13 protein-coding genes are annotated in these 13113 nt (G+C 69.6%); 11 read left to right on the forward strand and 2 right to left on the reverse strand.

Going from position 1 to position 13113, the window contains the following annotated elements; translation table 11 throughout:
• Positions 1-17 precede the first annotated feature (17 nt).
• Positions 18-1001, forward strand: a complete 984-nt coding sequence (locus QC821_RS18015) for a GlxA family transcriptional regulator (RefSeq protein WP_309724356.1) — start codon at positions 18-20, stop codon at positions 999-1001.
• 78 nt (positions 1002-1079) lie between these two features.
• Positions 1080-2315, forward strand: coding sequence for a TauD/TfdA family dioxygenase (locus tag QC821_RS18020; protein ID WP_309724358.1), 1236 nt, complete (start codon positions 1080-1082; stop codon positions 2313-2315).
• On the opposite strand, the gene QC821_RS18025 is transcribed toward QC821_RS18020, so the two are convergent.
• Positions 2312-3319 carry a GlxA family transcriptional regulator gene (locus QC821_RS18025; RefSeq protein ID WP_309724360.1) on the reverse strand — a complete coding sequence of 336 codons (1008 nt, stop codon included), beginning with the start codon at positions 3317-3319 and terminating at the stop codon, positions 2312-2314. The two genes, QC821_RS18020 and QC821_RS18025, sit on opposite strands and share 4 nt — an antisense overlap.
• Positions 3320-3431: 112 nt before the next feature.
• Between QC821_RS18025 and tmpA the strand changes: the two genes are divergently transcribed.
• From tmpA to QC821_RS18070, 9 genes are all read left to right on the forward strand, one after another.
• Entirely contained in the window at positions 3432-4544 is a 1113-nt protein-coding gene (tmpA, locus tag QC821_RS18030) for a 2-trimethylaminoethylphosphonate dioxygenase (protein ID WP_309724361.1), read from the forward strand.
• Positions 4541-5134 (forward strand): HD domain-containing protein, encoded by a 594-nt coding sequence (locus QC821_RS18035; RefSeq protein ID WP_309724363.1) that lies wholly within the window; start codon positions 4541-4543, stop codon positions 5132-5134. Before tmpA ends, QC821_RS18035 begins: the two co-directional genes overlap by 4 nt.
• Position 5135: 1 nt before the next feature.
• On the forward strand, positions 5136-6746 hold the full coding sequence (locus QC821_RS18040) for a 5-guanidino-2-oxopentanoate decarboxylase (RefSeq protein WP_309724365.1): 1611 nt from the start codon (positions 5136-5138) through the stop codon (positions 6744-6746).
• A 21-nt stretch (positions 6747-6767) separates the two neighbouring features.
• Positions 6768-7709 (forward strand): glycine betaine ABC transporter substrate-binding protein, encoded by a 942-nt coding sequence (locus QC821_RS18045; protein WP_309724367.1) that lies wholly within the window; start codon positions 6768-6770, stop codon positions 7707-7709.
• Between the two features lie 54 nt (positions 7710-7763).
• Positions 7764-8981, forward strand: a complete 1218-nt coding sequence (locus QC821_RS18050; protein ID WP_309724369.1) for a pyridoxal phosphate-dependent aminotransferase — start codon at positions 7764-7766, stop codon at positions 8979-8981.
• Entirely contained in the window at positions 8978-9769 is a 792-nt protein-coding gene (locus QC821_RS18055) for an ABC transporter ATP-binding protein (protein ID WP_309724370.1), read from the forward strand. Before QC821_RS18050 ends, QC821_RS18055 begins: the two co-directional genes overlap by 4 nt.
• Positions 9770-9803: 34 nt before the next feature.
• Positions 9804-10577: a transporter substrate-binding domain-containing protein gene (locus QC821_RS18060; RefSeq protein WP_309724372.1), complete on the forward strand. Its 774-nt coding sequence runs from the start codon at positions 9804-9806 to the stop codon at positions 10575-10577.
• Between the two features lie 76 nt (positions 10578-10653).
• Complete coding sequence (locus tag QC821_RS18065) at positions 10654-11361, forward strand: ABC transporter permease (RefSeq protein ID WP_309724374.1); 708 nt, start codon at positions 10654-10656, stop codon at positions 11359-11361.
• A gap of 1 nt (position 11362) precedes the next feature.
• Positions 11363-12088: an ABC transporter permease gene (locus QC821_RS18070; protein ID WP_309724376.1), complete on the forward strand. Its 726-nt coding sequence runs from the start codon at positions 11363-11365 to the stop codon at positions 12086-12088.
• Here QC821_RS18070 and QC821_RS18075 read toward each other — a convergent pair.
• Positions 12085-13080 carry a GlxA family transcriptional regulator gene (locus QC821_RS18075; protein ID WP_309724378.1) on the reverse strand — a complete coding sequence of 332 codons (996 nt, stop codon included), beginning with the start codon at positions 13078-13080 and terminating at the stop codon, positions 12085-12087. The two genes, QC821_RS18070 and QC821_RS18075, sit on opposite strands and share 4 nt — an antisense overlap.
• Between the last annotated feature and the right edge of the window lie 33 nt (positions 13081-13113).

Genomic DNA, 13113 nt, shown 5'->3' on the forward strand with positions numbered 1-13113 from the left:
ACGCTACTCTGGCCGCCATGAGACTCCACTACCGCGGCCCTGAGCCGGAACCCATCGGATTTCTGCTGCTACCGCGCTTCGCCATGGTGGCGCTCTTTTCCGCCATCGAGCCGCTGCGGATTGCCAACCGCATGGCGGGTCGCGAGCTGTTCCGCTGGCAGTTGATCAGCAGCGACGGCGCCCCGGTGGAGGCCAGCAACGGCATGCCCCTGGGGGTCGAGATGGCCCTGCAGCAGGCACCCGACTTTCCCAGCCTGGCGGTCTGCGCCAGCTTCGCCCCCGAGGTGGGCCTGACCCCATCGCTGCTGGCTGGGCTCCGCGAACGGGCGGCTCGAGGCGGCGTGCTGGGCGGCGTGGATACCGGCTGCGTAGCGCTGGCCGCGGCAGGGCTACTCGACGGCCAGACCGTGACCCTGCACTGGGAGAGCCTGCCCGACTTCCGCCGCCGCTTCCCCACCATCGATGCCGTGGAGTCGCTCTACGAAGTGGATAGCCGGGGCTTCTCCTGCGCCGGCGGCAGCGCCGCCATCGACATGGCCCTGGACCTGGTGCGACGGCGTCACGGCGACGCCCAGGCGGCGCGGGTCAATGCCCAGCTGGTGCACGCCCGGGCTCGCCTGCCCGCCAGCCGCCAGCGCCCCGGCGCGCCGCCTCACCTGCCCATTGAGCTGCGCCGCGCCATCGGCCTGATGGAGGCGAACCTGGAGTCGCCGCTGGCCATCGCCGACCTGGCCCAGCGCCTGGCGCTCTCCTGGCGTGGCCTGGAGCGCCTCTTCCTGCGCTACCTGCAGCGCTCGCCCCGCGACCATTACCTGGGGCTGCGCCTCGACCACGCCCATGGCCTGCTGCTGGAGACCCCCCACCGGGTGCTGGATATCGCCCTCGCCTGCGGCTTCGCCTCTGCCTCCAGCTTTACCCGCGCCTTCCGCCAGCGCCACGGCCTGACGCCCAGCCAGCTGCGGCGCCAGCAGGATCGGGCCTGGCTGTCGAATGGTGCATAGTCGGCGTCGAATGGTGCTGCTTCCCGCGGCGGCGGTGCAGACAAGCTAGGCGACTCCACTCCCTCAAGAGAGGTCGCCATGAACTCGTTCTCGTCCCTGCCGCTCACCCCGGACTACGACAGCTGGCCCATCGAGGCCGATATTGTCTCGGTCGACCACGACGCCCGGGTGGTCACGCTGGGCTGGAGCGACGGTCGCAAGAGCCGCTACCACGGCATCTGGCTGCGCGAGAACGCCGCCGACGAAAGCACCGTGAATCCAGCGACCCGCGAGCGCATCCTCGACCTCTCCAGCCTGCCGGGCTGGCCAGAGATCGCCGCCGCCGAGATCGATGACGCCGGCGCGCTGTGCGTAGCCTTCGCCGCGGAGGATCGTCACCTGCGCTTCCACCCCGGCTGGCTGCGCGCCCACGACTACGACAACGCCGGCGACCCCGAGGCGCCGCTGGTGCCGGTCAGGCTCTGGCACGGCGGCCCCGGCGCAGATCCAGACAGCCTCGAGGCCAGCGGCCTGCTCGATACCGAACCGGCTGGCGACGCCGAGGAGGCAATCCTCGCCCCCGCCCTGGAAAGCGTCCTCGGCAAGGGGCTGGTGCGCCTGCGCGGCCTGCCTACCGAACCCGGTTCGCTGGAGGCCATCGCCCAGCGCATTGGTCCGGTCCGGCCCACCAACTTCGGCCTGCTGTTCGACGTCAAGGCCAAGCCGGACCCGGACTCCAACGCCTACACCTCCATCGCCCTGCCGCCGCACACCGACCTGCCGACCCGCGAATATCACCCCGGCTTGCAGATGCTGCACTGCCTGGAGAACAGCGTGGCGGGCGGCGAGGCGGTGATGCTCGACGGCTTCGCCGTGGCCGAGGCGCTACGCCAGCGCGCCCCAGGCGCCTTCGCCACGCTTACCCGGGTGCACTGGTGCTACGCCAATACCGCCAGAACCACAGACTACGTCTGGTATTCGCCGATGATCCGCCTCGACGCCCGCGGCGAGCTGCTCGAGGTACGTATCGCCGACTTCCTGCGCGGCCCCCTGCAGGCCCCCTTCGAGGAGGTAGAGCCAGCCTACGAGGCGCTGATGACGCTGCAGGCGATGCTGCGCGAGCCGCACTTCGCGATCCGCTTCACCTATGCGCCCGGCGACCTGGTGATCTTCGACAACCGCCGGCTGCTGCACGCCCGCGACGCTTTCGAAGGCAGCCGCGGCCACCGCTGGCTGCAGGGCTGCTACATGGAGCGCGACGAGATCCGTTCGCGCTATCGCATGATTCAGCGCGCCCGGCGTCAGCGGCAGGTCGCCGAAGGCAAGCCGGCCTAGAGCGAGCCCCGCTCGGCGGTGGTACTCGGGGCCTCATTGAAGCGGCGCCGATAGGCCCGCGAGAAGTGCGCCGGCTGGGTAAAGCCGGCGGCCATGGCCGCCTGGGTGACGCGGCAGCGGCTGTCGGCGAGAATCCGCCGCGCCTGATCGAGACGCAGGCCCAGGTAGCACTGCTTGGGGCTCTCGCCGAAGTGGGCCATGAACAGCCGCGTCAGCTGGCGCTGGGACTGGCCCACCAGACGACACACGTCGGGAATCGGCAGCGCCTGGGCCAAGTTGGCCTCCATCACCGCCAGGGCGCGCACCACGCTGCGCGGCAGCTCTTCATAGAGGTGACGCTGGGCCAGGGAGGCCTCGCCCCGGGCTCGCTGGTGGACCAGCTGGCGCCCCACCGCATTGGCCAGCGCCGGCCCGTAGGCGCGTTCGATCCAGTCCAGCATCATGTCGATCCCCGCGGAGCCCCCGGAGCCGGTCAGCCGCTCGCTGCCGAACTCGTAGCGGGCCTGGCTGATCGCCAGGTGGGGAAATTCCTGACGAAAGGCCGGCACGCTCTCCCAGTGCAGCGCCACCCGATACCCCTCCAGTACCCCAGCCCGGGCGAGGATGAAGGGCGCCGTATCCAGCCCACCCAGCCAGCCGCCATGGGCAGCGATGCGCCGCAGCACGGCGCGCTCCGCCGCCCCCACCGTCAGTTCCGCCTCATAGGAAGAGACCACCATCAGGCCGGCACCGTCGGCGAGCGTCTCCAGCGAATCGTCCACGTCGATACGCACCCCGTTGCTGGCCACCACCGACTGCCCGCTGGCGGAGCGCAGGCGCCAGGCGAAGAGATTGCGGCCGAAGCGGTTGGCCACCCGCAGCGGCTCGAGCAGACAGAACAGCGTCAGCATCGAGAACTTGGGCACCAGCCACACGTCCATGGTGTGCTCGGCCTCATCGGGGGTCAGCAGCGGCGGAGAGTCCGGCCGCGGATAGGGCCACTTGTCGGGGTAGATGTCCATCATGGCCAATAAAATCAAGCATACGGCCAATTTTATCAAGTCCGCACCCGCCACCGCGGATATGGTAATAAGCACTCACCCAACGCCAGTGACCGAATCTTGTGGAGACGCCGTCATGACTCACGTCAGGCTCCAGTCCGAAGGCCAACGCCTGGTCCTCGACCAGCGCGATCAATCACGGGAGTTCACCGCCCTGTGGCTGCGCGAGCGCAGCCCCGACCCCCAGACCCGGGACCCGCGCACCGGCCAGCGCCTGATCGAGGCCGCCGAGCTGCCGCTGGACCTGCGCCTGGAGTCGGCGGAGAGCGTCGATCACGCCCTGAGGCTGCACTTCAGCGATGGCCACCGCTGCGACTTCCCGCTGCAGGAGCTGCTCGACGAGGCCGTCGACCCGCCCCAACGCCTGTGGGACGCCGCCAGCGCCCCCGCACCCCGCGCCGACTTCAGTGCTGCCCTGCGCGACGACGCTGCCCTGCTGGCCATGCTCGAGGCGCTGCAGCGCGACGGCTTCGTGATGGTCTCCGGGGTCCCCGACGCAGAGGACGGCATGCGCCCGCTGATCGACCGCATCGGCCCGCTGCGGCGCACCAACTGGGGTGGCATCGCCGACGTCAAGTCGGTGGCCAATGCCTACGACCTGACCATGACCCAGCGCGGCCTCGAGCCGCATACCGACAACCCCTACCGCGACCCCATCCCCGGCTACATCTGGCTGCACTGCCTGACCAACGCCGCCGAAGGCGGCGACAGCACCCTGGCCGATGGCTTCATGGCCGCTCGGCTGCTGCGCGAGCGCGACCCTGAGGCCTTCGCCTGCCTGAGCCAGGTGCGTCCCGGCTTTCGCTACCGTGACGACACCACCCACCTCGAGAGCGAAGGGCCGCTGATCGAACTGGATAGCCACGGCGAGCCCATGCGCGTGCGCTACTCCAACCGCACCGAACGGGTACCGGCCCTGGCGCCGGATGACCTCGATGCCTATTTTGCCGCCCGCCGCGCCTTCCATGAGCTGATCACCGGCGAGGAGCTGACCCTGCATCTCAAGCTCGACCCGGGCCAGATGCTGATCATCGACAACTACCGCCTGCTGCACGGGCGCCGCGCCTATCAGCTGGCCGGCGGCGTGCGCCACATGCGCCAGGGCTATGTCGACCGCGACAGCACCGCCAGCCGCCGGCGGGTGCTACGCCGCCATGCCGAGACCAACGCCCCAGGAGAGCCCGCATGAATCAAGCTCGTTTTCGCCACTTCGGCGAGGCCCAGCGCGACGACTGGGCGCTGATCGACGCTCGCTTCCGCGACTATGTCGAGGATGCCCCGCGCCGGGTGCTGGCCCATCTGCACAACCTCGCCGGCGACACCCACGGCTACCCGGTGGACCGCTACCAGCACTGCCTGCAGACCGCCACCCGGGCGCTGCGCGACGGTGCCGATGAAGAGATGGTGGTCTGCGCCCTGCTCCATGACATCGGCGACGACCTGGCCCCGGCCAACCACGCCGAGGTCGCCGCGGCCATCCTCGAGCCCTTCATCGACCCTCTCAACGCCTGGATGATCCGCCACCACGAACTCTTCCAGGGCTACCACTATCGCCACTATTTCGGCCAGGACCGCCACGCCCGCGAGGCGTATCGCGATCATCCGGCCTATGCGCGCACCGTGCGCTTCTGTGACGACTGGGACCAGGCCAGCTTCGACCCCGACTACGACACCCTGCCCCTGGAGCACTTCCTGCCCATGGTCGAGCGGGTACTCCGGCGTACGCCCCACGGCGGGCTGCCCGAGCCGCTGCCCGAGCACCGCGTGGAGCACGACTGACATGCCCCAGACCTGTGCCAACTACCTGCTGCGACTGCTCGAGGCCTACGGCGTGGACACCGCCTTTGGCATTCCCGGCGTGCATACCATCGAGCTCTACCGCGGCCTCGGCGACAGCGCCATCCGCCACGTCACGCCGCGTCATGAGCAGGGCGCCGGCTTCATGGCCGATGGCTATGCCCGCGCCAGCGGCAAGCCCGCGGCCTGCTTCATCATCAGCGGCCCGGGCATGACCAACATCGCCACGGCCATGGGCCAGGCCCTGGCCGACTCGGTGCCCATGCTGGTGATCTCCAGCGTCAACCGCCGCGACACCCTGGGGCGCGGCCAGGGGCGGCTCCACGAGTTGCCCAGCCAGCAGCAGACCCTGTCCGGCGTCAGCGTCTTCAGCCATACCCTGCTCGACCCGGCGGCCCTGCCGGAGGTGATGGCGCGGGCCTTCGCGATTTTCCACGGGGCTCGGCCGGGGCCGGTGCATATCGAGATCCCGCTGGACCTGCTGGCCGCGCCCATGGAGGCAGCGCCGCCGCGCCCGCTGCGAGTCTTCCCGCCGGCGGCCCCGGCCGCGGCCATCGCCCAGGCCGCCGACTGGCTGGCCGCGGCCGAGCGCCCCCTGCTGCTGCTGGGCGGCGGCTGCGCCAGTGCCCCGCAGGCGGCCCGCGCCCTGGTCGAACGCTTGCAGGCCCCGGCGCTGACCACCATCAACGCCAAGGGGGTTCTGGGGCAGGATCACCCGCTGGACCTGGGCGCCACCGCCAGCCTGCCCGCCGCGCGCCGCCTGGCCGCCGAGGCCGACGTGATCCTGGCCCTCGGCACCGAGCTCGGCGAGACCGACTATGATCTGGTGTTCGATAACGGTTTCCGCCTCCACGGGCGGCTGATCCGCGTCGACATCGATCCCCAGCAGCTGGGTCGTAACCAGGCCGCCGACCTGGCGCTGCTGGCCGACGTCGGCCAGGTGATGCACGACCTGGCCGAGGCCCTGCCGCCGCGTGCCGACGACGGCCGCGCCGCGGCGGTACGCCACCAACTGGCCCTCACCGAGGATCCGCAGCTCGCCGCCTATGTGCCGCTCTATGCCACCCTGCGCGCGGCGCTGCCCGACGCCATCCTGGTGGGCGACTCCACCGGGCCGGTCTATGCCGGCAACTTCCTCGCCTCGCTGCCGGCACCGCGGCGCTGGTTCAACGCCGCCACCGGCTACGGCACCCTGGGCTACGGCCTGCCGGCGGCCCTGGGCGCGGCGCTGGCCTGCCCGCAGCGGCCGGTGGTGGCCCTGGTCGGCGACGGCGGCCTGCAGTTCGTCCTCGGCGAACTGGCCACCGCCCGCGACCTGGGGCGGCCCGTGGCAGTGGTGATCTGGAACAATCACGGCTACGACGAGATTCGCCGCTATATGGCCATGCACGAGGTGCCCCAGCTCGGCGTCGATCTGGCGCCGCCGGACTTCGCCGACCTCGCCAACGCCTACGCCTGCCGCTACCGGACGGTGGGCGACCCCGCCTCCCTCGGCGAGGCGCTTGCCCTTCTCGGCGACGACGTCTCACCGCTGCTGATCGAAGTGGACGCGGCGGCCTGGATGGCGGTCACCGCGCCACCCTCGCATCGATAACCCACAACAAGGATCCCTGACATGCGCAATACCACCCGACTCACCGGCCTCATCCTCATCGGCCTGCTGCCGCTCACCGCGCTTGCTTACCAGGACGCCAGCGATGAGCTGCGTCTCGTCGTGCCCCCCTGGCCGGGGGTTACCGTCAAGTCGGAGATCTTCGCCCAGCTGGCGGAGCCCCTGGGGTATCGGGTCAAAGCGCTGGAGGTCAGCTCAACGGTGGGCTACCAGACCCTGCAGAGCGGCGACAGCGACGCCTTCCTGGCCGGCTGGCTGCCCTCCCAGCAGCAGAGCTACGACGCGGCCATGGACACGGGCAGCATCGTCGACCTGGGCAACAACGTCAGCGGCGCGCGCATGGGCTTCGCGGTACCCGGCTACGTTTACGAGGCCGGCGTGACCCACGCCGAACAGCTGGCCGACCCCGAGATCCGGGAGCGCTTCGGCGCCGAGATCTACTCCATCGTGAGCGGCTCCACGGTCAGCGACCACCTCCACGACGCCGCCGACGCCGATACCTACGGGCTCAGCCAATGGCGATTCCGCGAGTCCTCGACGCCGGGCATGCTCGCCGAAGTGGACGCGGCACAGCGTGACCAGCGCTGGATTCTCTTCTACGGCTGGACGCCGCACTGGATGGCCCCAGCGTATGACATGCAGATCCTCGATGATCCGGCGAGCGTGTTCGGCGAGAACAATGGCGCCAGCGATGTGCGCACCATCGTCGCCAGCACCTACCACGCGGCCAACCCCAACATGATCCGGCTGCTGGACCAGTTCGAGCTGACGGCCGACGAGCAGAGTGAGTTCATCCGCGACTTCGGCCTCGAAGAGGGCGAACTGGAAACCGTCGCTCGCGACTGGCTGCTGGCCAACCCCGGGCGCATCGAAACCTTCCTCGAGGGTGTTACCACACGCGACGGCGAGCCGGGCCTGGCGGCGGTTCGCGCCAGCCTGGAGTGAGGCCCCCGGGCCGGCGTGACGCCGGTCCCAGCACGTCTGGAAGCGAGAGACCCTATGCACTATTCACGACTGACCGGCCGCATCGCCGGCGAAGGGGCCGCGGCCTGGGATATCCACTACCGCGCCCTGGCCCGCCAGGCCGCCGGCGAGGCAATCACCGTGCTCTCGGTGGGCGACCCTGATTTCGCTACCCCGGCGCCCATCGTCGAGAGCGCCGTGGCCAGCCTGCGCGGCGGTGCCACTCACTACCCCGACGTGCAGGGCAAGCTGGCGCTGCGCCAGGCAATCGCCGACGACTACCGCCGCCTGGGCCTCGACGTCGGCCCGGATAATGTCATCGTCATGGCCGGCGCCCAGTGCGGCCTCTACGCTGCCGCCCAGTGCCTGCTCGACCCCGGCGACGAGGTGCTGGTCCCCGAGCCCAGCTATGTCACCTACGAGGCGGTGCTGCGTGCCACCGGCGCCGAGCTGGTGCAGGTGGCGCTCAACGGCGAGGCGGACTTCCGCCTCGACCCGGCGGCCCTGCAGGCAGCCATCACCCCGCGCACCCGGGCCATCCTGCTCAATAGCCCGCACAACCCCACCGGGCAGTTGATCGACGCCGAGAGCTGGGCGGCGATCGCCGCGCTGTGCCACCGCCACGATCTGTGGCTGATCTCCGATGAGGTCTACGCCGAGCTGATCTTCGAGGGCGAGCATATCTGCCCCGCCAGCCTGGCGGGCATGGCCGAACGCAGCGTGGTGATCAGCAGCCTTTCCAAGTCGCATGCCATGACCGGCTGGCGGCTGGGCTGGGTGCTGGGCCCCGAGACGCTGATCCAACACCTGACCCACCTCGCGCTGTGCATGCTCTACGGCTGCCCCGACTTCATCCAGGACGCCGCCTGCGACGCCCTGACGACGCCGCCCGCCGAGCTGCAGGCGATGCGCGAGGTCTATCGGGCGCGCCGCGACGCCGTCTGCACGGCACTCGCCGAGAGCCCGGCGGTGACGGCGATCCGCCCGCCTGCGGGGATGTTCCTGATGGTGGATATCCGCGCCACCGGCCTCTCGTCCCAGGCCTTCGCCGACCGCCTGCTCGACGAGGAGGGCATCTCGGTACTCTCCGGCGAGGCCTTCGGCCCCTCGGCGGCGGGCTTCGTGCGCCTCAGCCTGACCGTGGAGGCCGAACGCCTCGCCGCGGCCAGCCGGCGCCTGGCGGCCTGTGCGCAACGCGCTCGAGATGAGCGCGCCCTGTCACCGTCCCCGGCCTCGGAGGCCGATTGCCTATGACATCATCATTCGAGCATCCCCTCCGTCCCCAGGCCGCCCTCGCAGTGGTGGCCGACCACCTGATCAAGCGTTTTGGCGAATTGGAGGTACTCAAGGGCGTCTCGCTGAGCGTCGCCGAGGGCACCGTCACCTCGATCATCGGCGCCAGCGGCTCCGGCAAGAGTACCTTGCTGCGCTGCATGAACCTGCTGGAACGCCCCGACCGCGGCGAACTGGCGATTGCCGACGAGGCGATTCGCTTTACCCGTAACCCCCAGGGCGACATCGTCGGCCTGGATCGGCGCCAGCTGCAGCGGCTGCGCGCCAAGGTCGCGATGGTCTTCCAGCAGTTCAATCTTTGGCCCCACTTGAGCGTGCTGGGCAATGTCATCGAGGCCCCCATGCGGGTCAAGGGGATCTCCCGCAAGCAGGCCACCGCCCTGGGCGAACACTACCTGGAACGGGTCGGCATGGCCGACAAGCGCGACGCCTATCCTGCCTTCCTCTCCGGCGGCCAGCAGCAGCGGGTCGCCATCGCCCGCGCCCTGGCCATGGAGCCGCGCCTGCTGCTCTTCGACGAGCCCACCTCGGCGCTGGACCCGGAGCGGGTCAACGAGGTGCTGGGGGTGATCCGCGGCCTCGCCGACGAGGGCCGCACCATGCTGCTGGTCACCCACGAGATGCATTTCGCCCGCGAGGTTTCCGACCAGCTGGTCTACCTCGACCAGGGCCGCATCGCCGCCGAAGGTACGCCGCAAGACGTTTTCGATGATCCCCGCTGTCGCCACTTCGTGGCGCCCGCGGCCTGAAGGCTCCACCTAACCATAACGACAGGAGAAGACCATGAAGTTCCCCCTGATGATCGCTAGCGCCGCGGCCGCCATCAGCCTCGGCCTCACCGCCCAGGCCGCCGACCCGCTCAAGGTGGGCATCTCCGGCGAGCCCTACCCGCCCTTCACCTACAAGGCCGCCAGCGGCGACTGGACCGGCTTCGAGGTGGAGCTGGCCCACGCCATCTGCGACGCCATGGGCCGCGACTGCGAGATCACGCCCACCGGCTGGAGCGGTATCATTCCCGCCCTCAATGCCGGACGCATCGACATGATCATGAACTCCATGTCGATCACCGAGCAGCGTCAGCGGGTCATCGACTTCACCCGCCCCTACTACTTCACCCCCGGCGCCTATGTCGCCGCCAGCGATCTGGCGCTGGATATCCCCGACGGCCTGGACGGCCTGGTGATGGGGGTGCAGAGCGCCACCACCAACGCTACCTACGCGCGCCGCGAGCTAGGCGACAGCGGCGTGGATATCCGCCTCTACGACCAGGCGGAACAGGTCAACAACGACATGCTGGCCGGGCGCCTGGATCTGATCCTAGCCGACGAGATCGCCATGCTGCAGTTTCTCGGTCGTGAGGAAGCCGGAGGCTTCGAGGTCAAGGCCACGGCACCCCACCACGAGGCCTACGGCGAGGGCATCGGCATTGGCCTGCGTCAGGAGGAGGACGACCTGCGCGAGGCGCTCAACGCAGGCATTACCGCGGTGATCGAGGACGGCACCTGTGGCGACCTCTCCGAGCAGTACCTGGGCACCGACGTCTGCGTCTACGACTGAGCCTTCTACGGCTGCCATACCCCCGGTGCCAGCAGCGCCGGGGGACTTCGTTGTGTGACCGAGGAAAGGCTCAACCATGACTGCGATGACACCGGAGGGGCTCGGCGACTGGGCTGGCCCGATCATGGCCGGGGCCCTGACCACGCTGCAGATCGCCGTGCTGGCCTACGCCATCGGCCTGCTGCTGGGACTGCTTGGCGCCGGCGCCAAGCTCAGCCCGTGGGCGCCGCTGCGCGGCCTGGCCACCGGCTACTCGACGCTGATTCGCGCGGTGCCCGAGCTGCTGCTAATCATTCTGCTCTACTATGCCGGCGCCCAGGCGCTGGAGGCTCTACTGGCGCATCTGGGCATGGCCGGGGCCGTGCAGATCACCGGCTTCGCCACCGCCGTGGGGGTTCTGGCCTTCGTCCAGGGCGCCTACATGACCGAGGTGTTCCGCGGCGCCATCCTGGCCATCCCGCAAGGCCAGCTGGAGGCCGCCGACGCCTTCGGCTTCTCGCGCTGGACGCGCTTTAACCGCATCGTACTGCCGGGGATGCTGCCCAACGCCCTGCCGGGCATGTCCAACCTGTGGCTGATTCTGATCAAGGACACCGCCCTGATCAGCGTGATCGGCTTCAACGAGCTGTTCTTCACCATCCAGCAGGCCGCCGCCAGCAGCCGCGCCTACTTCCTCTTCTATGCCGCCGCCGGCGTCATCTACCTGCTGATGACCCTGACCTCCACGGCGCTGTTCGCCCACCTCGAGCGCCATGTGCGCCGCGGCCAACCCACGGAGGCTTGAGATGGACTTTTCCTGGCTGAGCGATCCCTTCTACCAGGCCTACCTGTGGGAAGGCTTCGTCAACACCCTGTGGCTGTTGCTGGTCTCGGCGCTGGGCGGCCTGCTCCTCGCCGTGGCGGTGGCCCTGGCCCGGCTGCGCGGCCCGCGCCCGCTGGCCTGGCTGGCCTGGGCCTTTACCACCGTGATCCGCGGTACGCCGCTGCTGGTGCAGCTGTTCTTCTTCTACTACGGGGTGGGGCGGCTGCTGGAGGGCGTACCAGGCATCCGCGACAGCCTCTTCTGGCCACTGCTGCGCGAGCCGTTCTTCTTCGGCGCCCTGACCTTCACCCTCAGCGTCGGCGCCTACTCCGGCGAGGTGATCCGCGGCGCCATGCAGAGCGTGCCGCGGGGCGAGCTGGAAGCCGGCCGCGCCTTCGGCCTGTCGTCCTTCCAGGTGCTGACCCGGCTGTGGCTGCCGCGGGCCATCCAGCTCTGCCTGCCAACCCTCACCGGCGAGATGATCCTGCTGCTCAAGTCGGTGCCGCTGGTCTCCACCATCGCCATGATGGACCTGCTGCAGGCGGCCAATATCATCCGCGACGAGACCTTCCTGGTCTACGAGCCGCTGCTGCTGATCGCCGGCATCTACCTGGCCACCACCGTGGTGCTGACCCTGGTGCTGCGCCTGGTGGAACTGAATTTTCCCGGCATGCAGCCGACCCGGCGCCGCTGGCTGCCCATGCGCTAAGCACGCCGCGGCTTGCTGCCACTGCCGTCCGGCCGGTTTCGCACCTCCCGCGGCGACATGCCGAACTGGGCGCGGAAGGCGCGGGCGAAGCTCGAACTCGAGGTGAAGCCACAGGCGAGCCCCGCCGCGAGCACGTCGAGGTCGGTCTCCTCGAGCAGCTGCCTGGCTCGCTCGAGCCGCCGCCGCAGGTACCATTGGCGCGGCGAGGTGGCGAGATGCTGCTCGAAGAGCCGCTGCAGCTGACGCGGCGAGACACCGCTGCGGCGTGCCACCTCGGCGAGGCTCAGCGGCTCTTCGAGGTGGCGCTCGATCAGCGCCACGGCCTCTATCAGGCGGCGATTGTGTGTCCCCAGACGACGTACCAGCGACATGCGCTGCTGGTCATCGCGGGTGCGCATGCGCTCATGCACCAGTTGCTCGGAGACATCGATGGCCAGCTTGGTGCCATGGCGCCGGGCGATCACCTCCAGCGCCATGTCCATGGCCGCGGCCCCGCCGGCGCAGGAGAAGCGCCGCGAACCGAGCTCGAACAACTCGTCGGAGGTGGCAATCGCCGGGAAGCGCTCGCGAAAGGCCGGCAGGCTCTCCCAGTGCAGCGTCACCCGCTCGCCGCCGAGCAGCCCCGCCGCGGCGAGCAGGAAGCAGCCGGTATCGAGCCCGCCCAGCACACAGCCGGCCTGGTCGAGGTGGTGCAGCCAGGCCAGCAGCGGGCGCTTGAGGTGCTGCTCCGGCGCAAAGCCGCTGCACACTGCCAATGACGGCAGGTCATGTACCTCGCCGACGGCCTGATCGACGAGCAGGGTCATGCCGTTGGAGGCGGTGACCGGCGCGCCATCCTCGCTGATCAGCGTCCAGTCGAACAGCGGTCGGCCGCTGAGGCGGTTGGCAATGCGCAGCGGCTCCACCGCGGCGAAGAAAGCCATCATCGAGAAACTCGGCAAGAGCAGGTAGCCGACGGTTTCGGGTAGCGCGCCGCGATAATCGAGTCGCAATCTCTCCTCCTCCCGGTGGGCGCCCAACAGACG

Origin of the sequence: Franzmannia qiaohouensis (assembly GCF_031451695.1) — a bacterium.
GTDB classification, from domain to species: domain Bacteria; phylum Pseudomonadota; class Gammaproteobacteria; order Pseudomonadales; family Halomonadaceae; genus Franzmannia; species Franzmannia qiaohouensis.

Excerpts from the sequence above, each read along its gene's own strand:
- QC821_RS18050 (WP_309724369.1), top strand. The coding sequence starts at position 7,764 with ATGCACTATTCACGACTGACCGGCCGCATCGCCGGCGAAGGGGCCGCG.
- QC821_RS18020 (WP_309724358.1), top strand. The coding sequence starts at position 1,080 with ATGAACTCGTTCTCGTCCCTGCCGCTCACCCCGGACTACGACAGCTGG.
- tmpA (WP_309724361.1), top strand. The coding sequence starts at position 3,432 with ATGACTCACGTCAGGCTCCAGTCCGAAGGCCAACGCCTGGTCCTCGAC.
- QC821_RS18015 (WP_309724356.1), top strand. The coding sequence starts at position 18 with ATGAGACTCCACTACCGCGGCCCTGAGCCGGAACCCATCGGATTTCTG.
- QC821_RS18025 (WP_309724360.1), bottom strand. The coding sequence starts at position 3,319 with ATGATGGACATCTACCCCGACAAGTGGCCCTATCCGCGGCCGGACTCT.
- QC821_RS18045 (WP_309724367.1), top strand. The coding sequence starts at position 6,768 with ATGCGCAATACCACCCGACTCACCGGCCTCATCCTCATCGGCCTGCTG.
- QC821_RS18070 (WP_309724376.1), top strand. The coding sequence starts at position 11,363 with ATGGACTTTTCCTGGCTGAGCGATCCCTTCTACCAGGCCTACCTGTGG.
- QC821_RS18055 (WP_309724370.1), top strand. The coding sequence starts at position 8,978 with ATGACATCATCATTCGAGCATCCCCTCCGTCCCCAGGCCGCCCTCGCA.
- QC821_RS18040 (WP_309724365.1), top strand. The coding sequence starts at position 5,136 with ATGCCCCAGACCTGTGCCAACTACCTGCTGCGACTGCTCGAGGCCTAC.
- QC821_RS18065 (WP_309724374.1), top strand. The coding sequence starts at position 10,654 with ATGACTGCGATGACACCGGAGGGGCTCGGCGACTGGGCTGGCCCGATC.
- QC821_RS18035 (WP_309724363.1), top strand. The coding sequence starts at position 4,541 with ATGAATCAAGCTCGTTTTCGCCACTTCGGCGAGGCCCAGCGCGACGAC.
- QC821_RS18060 (WP_309724372.1), top strand. The coding sequence starts at position 9,804 with ATGAAGTTCCCCCTGATGATCGCTAGCGCCGCGGCCGCCATCAGCCTC.